This is a genomic window from Candidatus Absconditicoccus praedator, assembly GCF_021057185.1.
Classification (GTDB): Bacteria; Patescibacteriota; Gracilibacteria; order Absconditabacterales; family Absconditicoccaceae; genus Absconditicoccus; species Absconditicoccus praedator.
Genome location: NZ_CP054059.1, coordinates 54,008 through 69,524 on the forward strand (window position 1 = coordinate 54,008; position 15,517 = coordinate 69,524).

The window sequence follows — 15,517 nt, forward strand, 5'->3', positions numbered from 1 at the left end:
TTTTTAAGATTAGTAGTTTTATTTTTAATTCACTATAAAAAATTAAATTTGAAAAATCAATAAAAATATATATAAATTACCAATATTTAAATAAAATATTAAAAACTGTATGACTCCTGCTCAAAGACAATATGCAGAACTCAAAAATCAATACAAAGATTGTATATTGCTTTTTCGTATGTGAGATTTTTACGAAACTTTTTTTGAAGATGCGAAAATTCTTAGTAGCATACTAGATATTGTCCTTACATACAAAGACAAAAACAGTAAAACACCAACTCCAATGGCTGGAGTGCCTCATCATAGTGTAGACAAATATCTTTCTAAAATAATTCAAATCTGATACAAAGTAGCTATTGCAGAGCAAGTATGACAAGTAGTACCTTGACAACTGGTCAAAAGAGAAGTAGTAAATGTACTAACTCCTTGAACTTTCTTGGATGGCAACGAAAAAAACTACAATTTTATAGCATGAATAGTACAAAACAATAGCCAAGAATGAAACTTTCATATAGCTTACTGAGATTTCAGTCTTGGAGAGTATTTTACTAAATCTTTTGATAGTATAGATGATGTGATAAGTTTTTTTATCAAGATAAACCCATCAGAGATAATTATAGATATAGATCTTTTGGAAAAACAAACACTTGAAGAACAGATCAATATATATCTTGATAGCTTGATAAATATATCTGATGTACCTTATGACCAAGAATGATATCTTAAGACCAACTTGGACATACAAACTCTTTGAAGCTATGGAAAAGCACTTCAATGATGAAGAGAAAAATCTTTTGCATTACTTCTCAGTTATCTTTTGGACACACAAAAACAATCAATCAAAAATATATCAAAAATAAGTCATATCAATGATGACAACAAGGTATCATTAGATGAGAATACGATAAGAAACCTTGAAATATTCAAATCAAGTTATGAATGAGAAAAAAAATACAGTCTATTTTCTGTAATAAATAATACAAATACTGGTATGTGAAATAGAAAACTAAATGATATTATTTCCAATCCAACAAATGATGTAAAACTACTCAAAAAAAGACTAGACCAAATAGAATATTTTATCCAAAATCCTGAAATAGCTCAAGATATAATATCCAAACTAAAAAATCTACATGATATTCCAAAGTTACTCTCCATACTATTGTACAAAAAAAACTCTCCTATAATATGGGAAAAACTAAAAAATAGTTTTGAAGTAATTTTTGAATGATGAGAAAACAATATTCTTACACAACATATATTATCAATAAAAAACCAAGATTTATCACAAATATACAAGTTTTCTCAAGAATTATCGTCAGCTATCAAAGAACAACCCACAGAAAATGAGTATATCAAAGACTGATATGATCAACAAATTGATGAACTAAGACAAATTGCCTACAATTCATCCAAGCTAATACTTGAATACCAACAACAAATTGTACAAAAAACTTGAATTCAATGAGTTAAAATAAAATACATTTCCAACCAATGATATTTCATAGAAACCACCAAAAAAGATTCAACCAAACTTGAAGAATATGCCAATCCTGAAAACCAAAATTTTGATTTTGTAAGAGTACAAACACTCAAATCTCAAGAAAGGTACACCACCACATACTTACAACAAATCCAACAAAAAATTCTAACCGCCAAAGAAAAGCTAACAAAACTAGAAAAACAAATAATAGACAACCTTCAAAACCAGCTTGAAAACCTGTCAAAACAAATAAATCAATTTTCTGACAGTATATGATTTTTGGATGTATTTTCTAGCTTTTGAGAGTTTGCAAGAGTAAACAACTGGATAAGACCAAATATCTGAACCAAATGAGAAATGTTTATTCAACAATGAAGACATCCGGTGATTGAAAAATTTCTACCAACAAATGAAAATTTTGTACCAAATGACTTATGAATGGATGATCAAAGCAGTATACATATTATTACCTGACCCAATATGGGTTGAAAATCTACTTTTCTTAGACAAAATGCAATAATTGTTTTGTTGGCACATTGTGGGATTTTTGTGCCTGCCTGAAAAGCAAACATTCCTACAGTAGATTGAATTTATGCCAGAGTTGGTAGCGGAGATATTATTGCCAAGAATCAATCAACTTTCCTTACAGAAATGATAGAAGTTGCAAATATTTTGAATAATGCCACTTCAAAAAGTTTCATAATACTTGATGAACTATGAAGATGAACTTCTACTTATGATTGAGTAGCCCTAGCAAAATCTATATTACAGTTTCTTGCTGAAAACATAAACTCCAAAACATTGTTTGCAACTCACTATCATGAATTAATCAATCTTGAAAATGATTATTCCAACATCAAGAATTTTTCTGTAGCTGTTTATGAAACCGAAAAACAAGTTGTATTTCTCAAAAAAATTTCTGAATGATGAGCCAACAAAAGTTATTGAATTGATGTGGCCAAAATAGCCTGACTTCCATCTTGGATATTGAAAAAAGCTGAAGAAAACTTACACAAACTAGAGAAAAAACAAACTCAACACAAACAAGCATGACTGTTTGAACTTCCATCCCAAAAATACGATCCAAATTTTGAGAAGATCAAACAAACTCTTAATCAAACCAATATAAATGAAACAACCCCCATGCAAGCTTTGAAAATACTTGATGACCTGAAAAATCAACTAAAAGATTAATCATCTCGAGTTGGTGAAAAAGGAGGGTTTATATATCTATGAGTTTTAGGCAAACTATTTAATTGTTGTATATCCTCATTTTCTATCTCAAAATTGAATATTTCCATATTTTCTTTTAGACGGTCAATATTAGAAGTTTTTGGAATTACTATAGATCATTGAGTTTGAATTATCCATTTTAGAGCTATTTGGGAAATAGTTTTGTTGTATTTGTTGGCAATATCAGATAAAACTTGATCTTTGAATACATGTCAGTGAGCCAAGGGTGAATATGCTGTCACAGAAATATTATTTTGTTTACAAAAATCTGTAAGGTTTGATTGAGGTAAGTAAATGTGCTGCTCTATTTGATTGTTGTATATATCTCATCAGGTATGATTTATAGCCTCTTCTAAGTATTTTATATTGAAGTTACTAACTCATAGTTCTTTTATTTTTCAGTCCTGTTTGAGTTTCATCATACCATCCAATGCATTTTTGTGTGAATACTCGTCTTGCGGCCAATGCAAAAGAAGTAAATCTATAAAATCTGTTCAAAGTTTTCTAAGACTTTCTTCTACAGAAGTAATAACTCATTCATAAGAAAATTTATCTATCCATACCTTTGTAGTAAGAAAAAAGCTTTCTCTAGATACTCAAGACTGTTTGGTTCACTCACCTACTTCTTCTTCATTTCAGTATATTTGGGCTGTATCTATGTGAGTATATCCCATACTTAAAGCTTCTTTGACAATATTTTGACAGGAAACTCATTCATTTTTCCAGGTTCAAATTCAAAGAGTTGGTATTTGCATTGATTTATTTCATAATATAAAACTTAATAAATAATAACCAATATCTAAACCAATTGCAACATCTTATATAAAATTGTATAAAACCAATCAAACAAAGACAATTAATATTCAAGTGAGTTTAAGATATGAAAGTTTTTGAGACAACACAAAATATCCTAATAAAGCGGAAAATACTACTTGACTACTTACAATAGACCCAACTATAGATACTGGAATATAACTCATAGCAAGTACTGTAAAATAAGTTCAAGCTGCTGTACTCAGACCAGAAAGAAAACATAGTAATAAAAGTTTTTGGTTTAAAAAAACATTTCTAATAGACTGCAAGGGCAGTCAAAAATTAAATAGTATATAAAGTAAAGAAGATAAAAAAACTCACACTTCAAACATAAGTGATACCTGTAAAATAGAAAATCAACTTCTTACAAAATAATCTATAGCAAAATTGTAAAATGCCCACCCAATTGCGGTTATGAAAGCATATTTAGTATCCAATGAAATTTTAAAACTTCAATCTTGCTTTGATATCAAAAAAATTCAAAAAAAGACCAAACTCATTCAAATTAGATGAAATAATCATACACCCTCCTGATAAGATAAGAAAACAAATAAAACTATCAAAAAAGGAAAAATGTTTGCTATAGCAATACTTTCTCATATAGAAATAAATTCAAAAGACCTGAAAAGACTCCACAAAGCAACAAATCAAGTTATTGAAGCAATAACCCATATCAAAAATTCTTCAAGACCTAGACTTGAAAATTGTTCTCAACTAAACAAAAAAAATAAAAAAAGCAAAAATGCAACAAAAAATGAAGTAAAAAACACCGTATTCCAGGTGTTTAGATAATTCAATATAAATTTATTTATAATATGATTTATACTATATCAAAAAGCTGATATAATTGCATATATTATTCACAAATCAAATCATTATGGAATAAATTAGCTACCTTGCAAAATTTCTATCAGTCTACGATCTCATTCTGCTTCTACTTCTATTCAATCAAACATATCAGAACTTCTTGGTTTTTCAAAAGTTCTTGCTTGACTCAAACTAGTACCTTCTCAGTTAAGCACTTGCATAATTTGCTCATCATAATAACTACCTATATTCTCCGGTGTAGATCACATAGAATCTGGTTTTAAAATACCCATTATTATTAAGTAAGAATTTAAAGTCCTGACTATATAATTAAAAATTCAGAAAAATCAAGGAATTATCAACTTTTTGGGAAGATTCTATACTCTAATACATAAGAATAAGTTCAATCCATGTTTTGGGAATAATACTCATCAGCATATCTTCATCAAAGATATTCAGCAACTTTTCTACTAGCTATATTATCAGTATCAAATGGATAAATTATATACTTATAATTCAAATTTTTATCTGCTCGCCTTTTTAACACTTCCATAGCTTTTTTACCATATCAATTTCATTGAGCCGATTTTTTTACCCATACTCACAATTCTGGTGTTGGAGTATTCATCTTGTGAAGTCAGGCACAGCCCAGAAATTCATCATTTTCTTTACTTAAAATGACCATTTGGATCTGTCTTCATATCCTATTTTTTTCTATAGATTCATCTATAAATTGTTCTGTTTCTTCTATTTTTTGAGGAGTTGAGGGGTACATATAATATGTAATTTCATCCGTTAATTCATTGAATATATCTTTAGCAAATTTTTGCTCTATTGCTTTCAGATAAAATTGTTCTTTTTCTGTAACAATTGTAAAATTTTCATACCCTTCCATACTATTAGAATTCAAAGATTAAAACAATTAATAAATCAATCTTTTACATATCTTCTATTTGCTGTTCAAATTCATTTTTCATATACAAAAATGTAGAAACTACAAGATTATTCATTTGATTAGACAAGTTTAACTGATCTACTTCTTCAACTACCAGTTTTAATTTGTCTAGTCTTTGCTCAAGAAGCTCTTTGTTTTTATTATTTTGCAAAAATGTATCTATCATAATTTGAATATTTTCAAATTCTTGGCTTTTGTTTGGCAACAACATTTCAGATTTTTCTTTGATTATTTGGTTTCTTTCTTCAAAAGACATTCAAATCATATCTTTCAATGATTTAGTTTCTTGAACTTCTAAATATTCTTCAGTTTTAGTTTCTTCAGTTATATCTTCTGAAGGAGATTTTATAGAATTATATCATTTTTCTACAACACTTCAATTCCACCACCTTAGTTTTATTTCTCATATATATTTTTTTTCATCATCCTTGTAGTCTACTCTAGCAGTATTGGATTCTATCCATTCTATATTAATCACATCAAATTTTTCTTGATATTGAGGCGAAAAATCTGATAATTCATTAATGTTTTGATAAATATAACTGTTGTATATTTCTGTAAAATTCAAAGAATCAATATATTCTTGATTATATTCCTCTTCTTGTTGTGTATCTTCTACTTCTTCTTCTTGCTGTATGTCTTCTACTTCTTCTTCTTGTTGTGTGTCTTCTACTTCCTCTTCTTGCTGTGTGTCTTCTACTTCTTCTTGTTGATCCAAGATATCAGAAGATTCCTCATCAAGATCCAATTCTTCTTCCAAAGTTCATTCATTATCTTGATCTTCTCATTGCATAATAGCTTCTAGTTCTCACTCTTCAAATAATGGACTTGAATCTGTTGATTGTTCTTCTGCATTTACGGGAACTGAAATCACAAGTATTGAAAACAGCATAATTATGTATTGTTTTTTCATTATTTTGAATATTATAAACTAAATAATATTGAATATATCAAACTCCACAAGAAATTGCAAGCAAAACTTTACAAATCAAGTCAAATTAGACCGCTCCAAATCCTAATTAAAAACCAATACTCAGAAAAAATAATTGACATTATATATTATCTTTGCCTAATATTGAATACTATTGAATTCAAAAGCAACAAAACAGCCAAAAACATTACTGCATAAAAAATTGAAAAACTATCAGATAACAATCAAACAATTGGCATTATTATAATTCCAGCCAAAGCCTTTCCAAGCTCCAAAGTAGAACCAAGTGTAGATCTTTTTTCCGAATCTATATTTTCATGGAATAAAGTATTTGATATTGGTGATCTAATATTTTCGGCTGTAATCACCAAAAATAGTATTAATATTCACAGTATTCAAACATAACCATAACCAACTACAAACAACAAAACTGCCGATAAAATACTAAAAAGATTTATAATGATTATTTTTCAAAACTTTTCTTCAAAAATATAACTATATTTGACTGCAAATGCTGCTATCACTAAAAAAACTGTATAAACAATACCAAAATACTCTATTGGTATTATTGTTTTTTGCATATATGGTTGAATTAATTTTGATATAGCAGCTACTCAACCTGTGAATATCATAACATTTAGAATTAGTCTAACTGCATAACTATTGTTTTTTATGAAATGATATGAACTTTGGAATTTGCTATATAAATCAGTTTTAGTAATTCATTTTTCGGACTCTTTGATCTTCTCCCAGGTAAGAGAAAAAATAAAATTTATGAAAGCAGGTATTGCAGCAAAAAAGAACACAGCAGAGTAACCAATCCCAGCAGCAATAAATCATCACAAAGTAGTAGCAATACCCTCCCCTATACGAGCATAAAACTTCTGATTTCATTTTACTTTTGTATAACTAGGATTTTCTGGATTTTGCTGAATATAATCATAAACATAACCTGTCTCAGTCCCTGACCTGAATGCATTTCAAAGCTCATACAACAACTGAAACACCAAAAATGTCCAAAAATTCCAAGAAAATCAAAATCAAATAAAACTTAATAAAATAAGCAATTTTGATATCTGAATGCTTCTTCTTTTTCAGTATATATCAGCAAAAATCCCTGTAGGAATCTCAATAAAAAGTTTTAGTACATTTGATAATGTAAAAATCAAAAATATTTCTATGTATGAAAGTTGATACAACTGTAAAATCACTACAAAAACAGGCACAAAATAAGTTTGATTTTTTAGAAAAGAACTTATATAAAACTTTGTTATCTGCTTCATCAATTTTTCTTATTTATATAAATATTTTTGTCTCATTAATAAAGCTATTGGTTACTATATTCCCCAAGTTTTTAAATGATTTTTTGAAATAATCAGTCAATGGATTATAAATCAATTTTCAAGTAGTACTTACATCTCTTGCTATAATTAGACTATTTGGTTTCTTTTGTCGTTTGATTTTATCAGCAAGCTTATTTAACTCATCACAATCATAAGAAACATAAGATGCAATAAATACAACATCATAATTTCAATAAATACAACATCATAATTTCAATAACTATCAAAATCTGATCATTTCATATTTTTTATTTGTACATTGTTTTGAGGATTTATCTTTTTCAATACCTCATTTGATATACTATAGTTGTCCTTATTTTTTTCTATTCAAGTTGTTTGTATATCATTTTCTGCTATTATTATTGGTGTAATGGGCAAGGGTCAAGATCACACAAAACAAATCTTTTGGGGTGATATATAATTTAATATATGATCTAATGTCTTACTAATTGAAACTTTATATCAAACATATCTTTCATGTAGCTTTAGATAATCTTTAGGGGTTGGTGAAGTCAAAAGGTTTTGGGCCAGATAATACTCGTAATTTTCTTCAAAATAACAAAAAACTTTTTTTATTTCAAAGTATTTTTCTGTATCTATATGTGTACCTTTGTTTTCTTGAATATATTTGTACAGCTTACTAAATGATTTTTCTAAATTATAAAAATTATCTTGTCTGTATCATTCAATAATTTCATCACAAATTGTTTGTATTTTCATCCAACTTAAAAACATATTAAAAATTTTGTATGATCCAGGCTCATATTATTGTAGCTGTTTCTACTCTCAGTACAGACTCTCAAAGACTTAATTTTTCTTTACTAATACTGCCAAAATAACTTGATTCATCCTGAGAAAATCCTCACTCTGGTCAGACAACTCACCACAAGTTTTTTGATTTTGTAGATAATGATTTTTTTGATGCTTGAAAGTCTATAAACACAATTTCTTTGTCTTTGGTAAACTTTTTGATATCTTGTACAATTCAAATATTAGGTAATAAAATCTGTCAAGACTGCTCTGCTGCTTCCAAACTTATTTTATAAAACCTATCAAGCTTTTTGTTGTTGATATTATGTATTTGAGATCTTGCTGCATCCCAAAAATATATATTTTCTGTTCATATTTCTGTAAGTTTTTGGACCAGCAGCTCCATTTTATCAAAATTGTTTAGTATAGGAATCAGAAATCAGTTATTATTAATTTGCTTTGATTTTTTGTGTGTTTCAAGGATTGAAGCTTCTAACTGATTTTTATCAATACTATCTAACTGTAATATATAAATTTCATTGTCTGGGCTGTCTCATACATACACAGGTGGTTGTATACCAAAAGTGTATCAGAGAGATGCTCTCAGAACATTTTTTAGTTGGTGTACAATTCTTTTATTGTTAATAAAAACTTTCTGGTCTTTTTGTTCAAACTCTCATATAAAAAGGTGCATTATTCTCAAAATAATCTATAAAAGTAAGCTAATTGATTTTGTATTGTTTCAAGAAAGGTTGATATTTTGGTAAAAAATTATTTGTAGTATATAACTATTTGCTTTAGTTTTTCAATCAGAAAAACAATTTCAAAAACTAAAATGATAATAATTATCTATTGCAATTATTTTATTTTTATATATAAAAACTTTGCTTTCGGCTTACTATTACAATGGAGAATTAAGTATGAAAATTATCATGTTTTTGTTTGTCTTGGCTTTTGCCTCAACTGCTGCTTATGCAGGAGAAGAGGCATACAATTCTTCGACCTCACCAACTTGTGCAAGCTGCCACAATGCGGGGGTGGCAGGAGCTCCACAACTTGGGGATGAAGAGGACTGGCAGTCCATCTATACGAATGTAGATGAACTTCTTGAGTCTGTATTAACAGGCAAAGGAGCAATGCCAGCTTATGAAGGAAGAGCAGAAGAAGATGACTTGATCAATGCAATCAAGTACATGCTTGCAGCCGTTGAGTCTGAGTCAGTGGGACAAAAGACAAAAGACGATGAATCGTCTGCAGTTAGCTTTCTTCCAAGTTATCCATTCTTTACAATTTTCATCCTGAATCAGGAATAAAGTACACCCCTCGCTAATCCCAGTTGGAATCCAGCTGGGATTTTCTTTTTAAATATTTATATATTATTTAAGATTTTGACTATATATTAATTAGAAGATTATATTTATCTAAAAGCCTAATTGCATAAATTTTACTCTTGAATTAGCTTTTGCAAAAAATATTAATTATCTAGAAAGTTATAAACTTTAATGTACGAAAAAAATTATTTTTGGATATTTACATAATAATTTAGAAAAATTTTTTCTTGTGTATGCATTAGTTGTGATATTAGGAGGAAGATGATTTATTATATTCAACAGTTATAAAAAACATAAATAAATTATTGCTTTATTGTTATTTAGGCATTATTTTATAAAAAAATTATGCTTATTATAATTTGTATTTTTAGTCTTCTTTATATTTTATATAATTTTGAATAAGGCAAATAAAACACAACTTATGATTTAAATAATACTTAAAAATGTAGCACTAACTCATAATTCTAAAAGCTCATCTTTTTCCAATCATTTCATACTTTTTGAATATCTTCAGATAATGTGCTCTTTCAAATCTCATATATCATCAATATAATCTAGACAATTTTCAAAAAATTTTCTATCCATATCTTCATAAGATAGTTTTTCTTTTACATCAAAACATTTTCATTTCAAATTGTCCTCAAAACTTAGTAATGGAAGTTGTTCTTCACCTGTTTGTGGATTGAAATAACCAAATCTTAATATCTTGGGCAGTCAGTAGATATTACCTGGGATATGATTAGATATATTCAAATTGAAATGAGTATAAACAGACTTGTTTTTGATGTATTCGAAATCTGACTGTGGTATTCTTATTATTCAATCAATTTGTTTTTCCTCAAAAAAAGTCTTTTTGTCTACATATACTTCTTGTTTTTTGTTATTTAATATCAAAATTTGATTTTTATTAGCCTGTGATTGTCTTGGAAGATCTTTTTTCATTTTTTTTGTATATTTGTAAATTTTATTTTTGAACAAAACAATTCAAACTACCAGTTGTTTCTCAACTCTCTCAATTTCAAGAAAGTCTCTTCTTCACTTGGAAGATATGACAGATTGAATTTTACTTTTATACTTTCTTTTATTTTGTTGTTGGCAAATCTTAAAAAAGGATTTATCTTTTTTTCTAAATCTATATTTGTCACAACTTCTCAGGGTTGTTTTTTTTGCATATCATTTAACAAATCAATTGTATATTGATTATCAGATTCTATATTCAAACTAAACTTCAAATTTGTTTGCATATAATCATGTCCAGGATATATTTTGACTTCTCATGGCAACTGCAAATAAAAATCCTTGACTGTATTATAAGCTATCTTGGAGTCTCAAGAATAGCAATTCCCAATTCATGCATTAAAAAAAGAATCTCAACTAAACAAAGCTTCAAGCTTATTATTTTCATACAATCAAAATGAAATATGATCATAAGTATGACCAGGAGTATGGTATGCTTGTAAATAAGTTCATTCATCAAGATTTATGATATCTTTATCTCACAAAACACCACTCTCCCCTCATATATTGGAATTGACTGGCACATTAAAGATCACAATTAAAATTATTAACAAAAAAACTATTGCCATTAGTATGGTCAAAATGATGATGTGTGTTTATTATAGTGGTTGGTTGAAGTTGGTTTTCCTCAAGAAATTTGGATAAAACTACAGGAGATGAAGGATCAATTAATATAGCTTTATTTGACGAATATTTAATTATATAATTAAAATTCCTTAGTGAATTTCAAGAAAAAATATTAAATATATCCATAATCACAACAAATAAGGTTTAAAAATTTTATCTGATAGTCTTAATTTCTATCAAATAGTTTTTCTATATCTTCTTTGGATAATTTTACTATGCTAGGTCTACCATGTTGGCATACAAACATCTTGTCTATGTACTTGTAGGCATCTTTTATAAGATTTACCATTTGAGACATGGAAAGTTTTTCACCAGCTTTTATAGAAGTTTTACAAGCTTTTGTAGCAAAAATATTTTCAAATATACTATCCATATTTATATCATCCATATACAACAATTTATCAAATAGTTTTTGTATATCTATACTGTATTCAGATAGAATCTTGGGGATTGCATAAACAACTATAGTATAATCATCCAACAATGAAACATCAAATCAAATATTATTCAATTTTTCTATCTGAGGATGTATATCCAAATTTTGAGGTATATCAATTGATATAGGATGCATTATTATTTCTGGATTTAGTTTGTTTTCTTGCATGTCATTTTTCATTTTCTCAAAAGTTATTCTTTCTGCAACAGCGTGTTGATCTACCAAATAAAGTTCATTTTCAAGTTGTACTATTATATAACTATCCCATATTTGTCAAATCACTTTCATATCTCATATATTGTTTTCTTGATTTTCTATAATATTGGGCTTAGAATACACACTACCCTCCCACTGAAAATCCAAACTTTCTGCCTTTGTCGATTGATATGAAGGTTTTGGAGTAAAATTATTATTTTTATGTAAGTTTCAAAATCATAAGTTTTGACTTTTTTTGAAAGTTCAGCTAGCTACTTTTTTATCAGAAAATGTTTTTGATAAAGTTTGTTGCACAAAATTGAATATACTATTTGGATCGGTAAACTTTACTTCTTTTTTCCTTGGATGGACATTTACATCTACCAAATCAGAAGAAATATCAATAAACATCAAAACTAGCGGATATTCTCAAGGTGCAATCTGTCTTTGATATGATTGCAGTATAGATTTTTTTATTATTTTGTCGTCTACTGGTCTATTGTTTACAAAAATTTTGATATTGTTTTGTGTTGTAAATGTTAGTTTGTTGTCAGAGCAAATTCAATATACTTGTATATCTTTTGATGAGTTTTCAATAAAGTTCAGATTGTTTTCCCAGGATTTTTTGTATATTTGTAGCATTCTATCATATTGATCTTGGTTTTTGGAGAAATTTTTTATTATTTTTCAGTCCTTTATTAGGACAAAATCTTTGTCATAATTTACAAGAGCAAAATCCAAAAATGTATCCAAAATATAATTGTACTCAGTAGTATCTGTTTTCAAAAACTTTTGTCTTGCTGGCACATTGAAAAACAAGTCTTCTACTATCACTATAGTTCAATTATCTTTGTGAAATGGTATTTGTGATATATCTACTTGTTTGTCTATTTTGTGTAATTGAGTTGCAATAATATCATTGTTGGATTTGGTTTGAATGGTAAACTTGGAAACTTCTGATATTGTAGACAATGCTTCTCATCTAAATCAATAACTTGTAATATTATTTAAGTCATTATCTGAAGATATTTTGGAAGTAGCAAAACTTTTAATAGATAAATCAATCTGATCTTTATCAATTCAAATTCAATTATCTTCTACTTTGATTAGAGATTTTCATCAGTTTTTTATCTCCAAAACGATTTTTGTAGCATTGGCATCGATAGAGTTTTCAATAAGTTCTTTAACTACACTTGCAGGTCTTTCCACAACTTCTCAGGCTTTTAGCTTGTTGATTAGATATTGTGGAAGTTGTTTTATTTGCATAAAATAAAATAACTATTTAAATATCATCTAATTTATCCAAAATATTCAAAAATTCAATTAAAAAAGAAAGCCTCCACGTATATAACGCAGAGGCCTGATGTGTTTTGAGTCAGTAAGGCTGAAAAACTTGCACCAATGCTGGTTTTTGCCCGGTAATGCCTTTTATTATTTTGGCAGTTCTTTCATTTCCAACCAACAATTTACCCAATTCTGGCTGAAATACTGGCATTCCAGAATTTTTTAGGTAATCAAACCCAGGTTTTCTATTTTTTCTTTCTTGCAAAAACCGGCAGTACTGACCAAGAGTCATATCATGCATGTCAAATGCATAGACATGACGAATATGAACATAACAATTTTGCTCATTTGCAGTTTGCATTTTACTCATAGCATTTCCTTTTTTCTGTTGAAAGGAAATATTTTATACATACTTTTTTAAAAAATGCAATAGTTTTTTAACCCCAAAACCGCCTTGTATTCAAATTTAAATTGATTATAAAAAATTAATTTATCTTATTAAGAAAAAAATGAAAGCTTATATTTTTATTTTCATATTGGTTATGATTTTTTCGCCTTTTTCATATTGATTTAGTAATTTTTTTGATAGAATTTCAATCACAGATACTATCACCAACTTTATGGATAATATATGAGTACCAAGAAAAGCATCTTTGTACTTTGGTTGAGATATTATGCTAAGCAGAAGCATTTGATACTGGGATGAACAAGAAAATTTTGATAGAATCTTTTCAGGCAATAATTACAATCCAGTAAAACAATCTCAAAACTGTAAAAAATGAGAATGTGTAGTTTTTTTCAATCTAGAAAGTCCCTTTTCCAAAACTGACAACAATCAATTAGATTCTACATTTAGCTTTCAGGCACATACTTGAAGTATAAACACAATAAATCAACTAACAAATTCACATCCTAGTATATTAAGCCTTGCCAATAATCATATATACAATGCATGATATGAATGAATCAAAACAACACAATCTATACTAAAAGAAAATGATATACTGTGAGTATGAGCCTGAACCAACCAACAAGAAAGTAGACAAATAAAATCAATAACAAAAAACAATATAAAAATGTGTTTTGGAGCATATAGTTATGACTGAAGAACAATTCAATATTGAAACGGACAATCATTAGTGCGGAATTCTATAGATGTAAACAAAATTGAAGAAGATATTCAAAAAATGGAACAAAAATGATGTGATGCAAATATTATCTCATTGCATTGGTGAAGAGAGTACAAAATTGAGCCCACCCCTACCCAACAAAATCAGGCACACAAAATAATAGATGCCTGAGCAGATCTTATCCTAGGACATCATAGTCATGTACCTTGAAAAATAGAAAAATACAACTGAAAATATATTTTTTATAGTCTTGGAAATTTTATTTTTGATCAAGATCGATGAAGACAAAACTATTGAGAAAACCATGCTGAATTTGATACCATATGGGATCATAAACATGAAAAATGGACGGTTCCTACTTATATATGATTGAACTGAATTGTTGATATTTACAAAACTTGATCTGAAACTAAAATAGAACTCAACAAGCTAAAAAATATTAGAAGCTATCAGTGAATCCTAGAAAGAGCAGATAAAAAAACTTGAACAGAAATTATTAATAAAATTAAATCTTTTTAAAAAACACCAGAAGATATTCTCTTCTGGCCAATGTTTTTGAAGAACACAAAAACCATTCTATCTTACAAAGTGAACATGCACCTGCTCAATATATTCTTCTTGGATTTGTATTCCAATATGTGAACAGGGAACAAAATTGGAAACATGCCCTTCATCAGAATTTTTTACTTGTACATACAAAATCAGATCGTTGCCTGACTTTCTGATAGTTTGAGGAATAAGCTTGGTTGCAGGATAGAACAAATCCCCGTTATTTTTTGCTATGGTTATTACCGTAGCATAATCTTGAAAGCCTTCTTTTTCATCAGAACCATTCTGAGTTTGGGCTGTAGGATAGTCTGAATTACAGGTATCCTGTTTTACACCCAAAAGTGCAGGTTTGTTATTGAATCTGACTTCTTTTTCAGGAACGTTTACCTTTTCTTCTTTTTTCTGTTCTTCTTTTTCTAGAGTCTCCTCTTCATGTTGTTCATAAATTTCTTCAACTGTTGCACAGCCCAACATCACAAAACAAATCAACATCAAAAATGTCAGTTTTTTCACTTTCACCTCCTACTTGTTTTTAAGCAAGCATTATAGTGTATAATTATTTTTTTGCTGTTGTCAACCATTATTGAAGTTGGCTTGAAAATAAATTGAAAAACCAAAATAAATCATTATAAA

At 28.2% G+C, this 15,517-nt stretch carries 17 protein-coding genes; 3 read left to right on the forward strand and 14 right to left on the reverse strand.

Features of this window, described 5'->3' with window-relative positions; translation table 25 throughout:
* Positions 1-109 precede the first annotated feature (109 nt).
* The gene (gene mutS / locus HLG78_RS00290) at positions 110-2,677 is read left to right on the forward strand and encodes a DNA mismatch repair protein MutS (protein ID WP_231178269.1); all 2,568 of its coding nucleotides are present in this window, start codon (positions 110-112) and stop codon (positions 2,675-2,677) included.
* Here mutS and HLG78_RS00295 read toward each other — a convergent pair.
* The 8 genes from HLG78_RS00295 to HLG78_RS00330 form a co-directional block, all read right to left on the reverse strand.
* A complete protein-coding gene (locus HLG78_RS00295; RefSeq protein WP_231178271.1) occupies positions 2,674-3,471 on the reverse strand; it encodes an aldo/keto reductase in 798 nt (265 codons plus the stop codon). The genes mutS and HLG78_RS00295 overlap by 4 nt on opposite strands.
* A 63-nt stretch (positions 3,472-3,534) precedes the next feature.
* Positions 3,535-4,395 (reverse strand): DMT family transporter, encoded by an 861-nt coding sequence (locus HLG78_RS00300; protein WP_231178273.1) that lies wholly within the window; start codon positions 4,393-4,395, stop codon positions 3,535-3,537.
* Positions 4,396-4,416: 21 nt separating this feature from the next.
* A complete protein-coding gene (locus HLG78_RS00305) occupies positions 4,417-4,629 on the reverse strand; it encodes a hypothetical protein (protein ID WP_231178275.1) in 213 nt (70 codons plus the stop codon).
* A gap of 62 nt (positions 4,630-4,691) precedes the next feature.
* Positions 4,692-5,231 carry a GNAT family N-acetyltransferase gene (locus HLG78_RS00310; protein ID WP_231178278.1) on the reverse strand — a complete coding sequence of 180 codons (540 nt, stop codon included), beginning with the start codon at positions 5,229-5,231 and terminating at the stop codon, positions 4,692-4,694.
* 43 nt (positions 5,232-5,274) lie between these two features.
* Positions 5,275-6,204: a hypothetical protein gene (locus tag HLG78_RS00315; protein WP_231178279.1), complete on the reverse strand. Its 930-nt coding sequence runs from the start codon at positions 6,202-6,204 to the stop codon at positions 5,275-5,277.
* 146 nt (positions 6,205-6,350) lie between these two features.
* Positions 6,351-7,505 carry an MFS transporter gene (locus tag HLG78_RS00320; RefSeq protein WP_231178280.1) on the reverse strand — a complete coding sequence of 385 codons (1,155 nt, stop codon included), beginning with the start codon at positions 7,503-7,505 and terminating at the stop codon, positions 6,351-6,353.
* A 195-nt stretch (positions 7,506-7,700) separates the two neighbouring features.
* Positions 7,701-8,285 carry a nicotianamine synthase family protein gene (locus HLG78_RS00325; protein WP_231178281.1) on the reverse strand — a complete coding sequence of 195 codons (585 nt, stop codon included), beginning with the start codon at positions 8,283-8,285 and terminating at the stop codon, positions 7,701-7,703.
* A gap of 16 nt (positions 8,286-8,301) precedes the next feature.
* Positions 8,302-9,009, reverse strand: a complete 708-nt coding sequence (locus HLG78_RS00330; protein WP_231178282.1) for an RsmE family RNA methyltransferase — start codon at positions 9,007-9,009, stop codon at positions 8,302-8,304.
* Positions 9,010-9,235: 226 nt separating this feature from the next.
* On the opposite strand from HLG78_RS00330, the gene HLG78_RS00335 reads away from it, so the two are divergent.
* On the forward strand, positions 9,236-9,628 hold the full coding sequence (locus HLG78_RS00335) for a c-type cytochrome (RefSeq protein ID WP_231178283.1): 393 nt from the start codon (positions 9,236-9,238) through the stop codon (positions 9,626-9,628).
* Positions 9,629-10,072: 444 nt separating this feature from the next.
* On the opposite strand, the gene HLG78_RS00340 is transcribed toward HLG78_RS00335, so the two are convergent.
* Genes HLG78_RS00340 through HLG78_RS00360 form a run of 5 tightly spaced genes read right to left on the reverse strand, consistent with a single transcriptional unit; the run spans position 10,073 to position 13,575 of the window.
* Entirely contained in the window at positions 10,073-10,588 is a 516-nt protein-coding gene (locus HLG78_RS00340; protein WP_231178284.1) for a hypothetical protein, read from the reverse strand.
* Positions 10,589-10,635: 47 nt separating this feature from the next.
* A complete protein-coding gene (locus HLG78_RS00345) occupies positions 10,636-11,232 on the reverse strand; it encodes a hydroxyacylglutathione hydrolase C-terminal domain-containing protein (protein WP_231178285.1) in 597 nt (198 codons plus the stop codon).
* Positions 11,189-11,416, reverse strand: a complete 228-nt coding sequence (locus HLG78_RS05420; RefSeq protein WP_420829159.1) for an MBL fold metallo-hydrolase — start codon at positions 11,414-11,416, stop codon at positions 11,189-11,191. The genes HLG78_RS00345 and HLG78_RS05420 overlap by 44 nt, the downstream gene beginning before the upstream one ends.
* Before the next feature lie 40 nt (positions 11,417-11,456).
* Positions 11,457-13,187, reverse strand: a complete 1,731-nt coding sequence (mutL, locus tag HLG78_RS00355; RefSeq protein ID WP_231178289.1) for a DNA mismatch repair endonuclease MutL — start codon at positions 13,185-13,187, stop codon at positions 11,457-11,459.
* Positions 13,188-13,203: 16 nt separating this feature from the next.
* Positions 13,204-13,575, reverse strand: coding sequence for a hypothetical protein (locus HLG78_RS00360; RefSeq protein ID WP_231178291.1), 372 nt, complete (start codon positions 13,573-13,575; stop codon positions 13,204-13,206).
* Between the two features lie 139 nt (positions 13,576-13,714).
* Between HLG78_RS00360 and HLG78_RS00365 the strand changes: the two genes are divergently transcribed.
* The gene (locus HLG78_RS00365; protein ID WP_231178293.1) at positions 13,715-14,854 is read left to right on the forward strand and encodes a CapA family protein; all 1,140 of its coding nucleotides are present in this window, start codon (positions 13,715-13,717) and stop codon (positions 14,852-14,854) included.
* Between the two features lie 57 nt (positions 14,855-14,911).
* Here HLG78_RS00365 and HLG78_RS00370 read toward each other — a convergent pair whose 3' ends face one another.
* Entirely contained in the window at positions 14,912-15,376 is a 465-nt protein-coding gene (locus HLG78_RS00370; protein WP_231178295.1) for a hypothetical protein, read from the reverse strand.
* Positions 15,377-15,517: the final 141 nt, after the last annotated feature.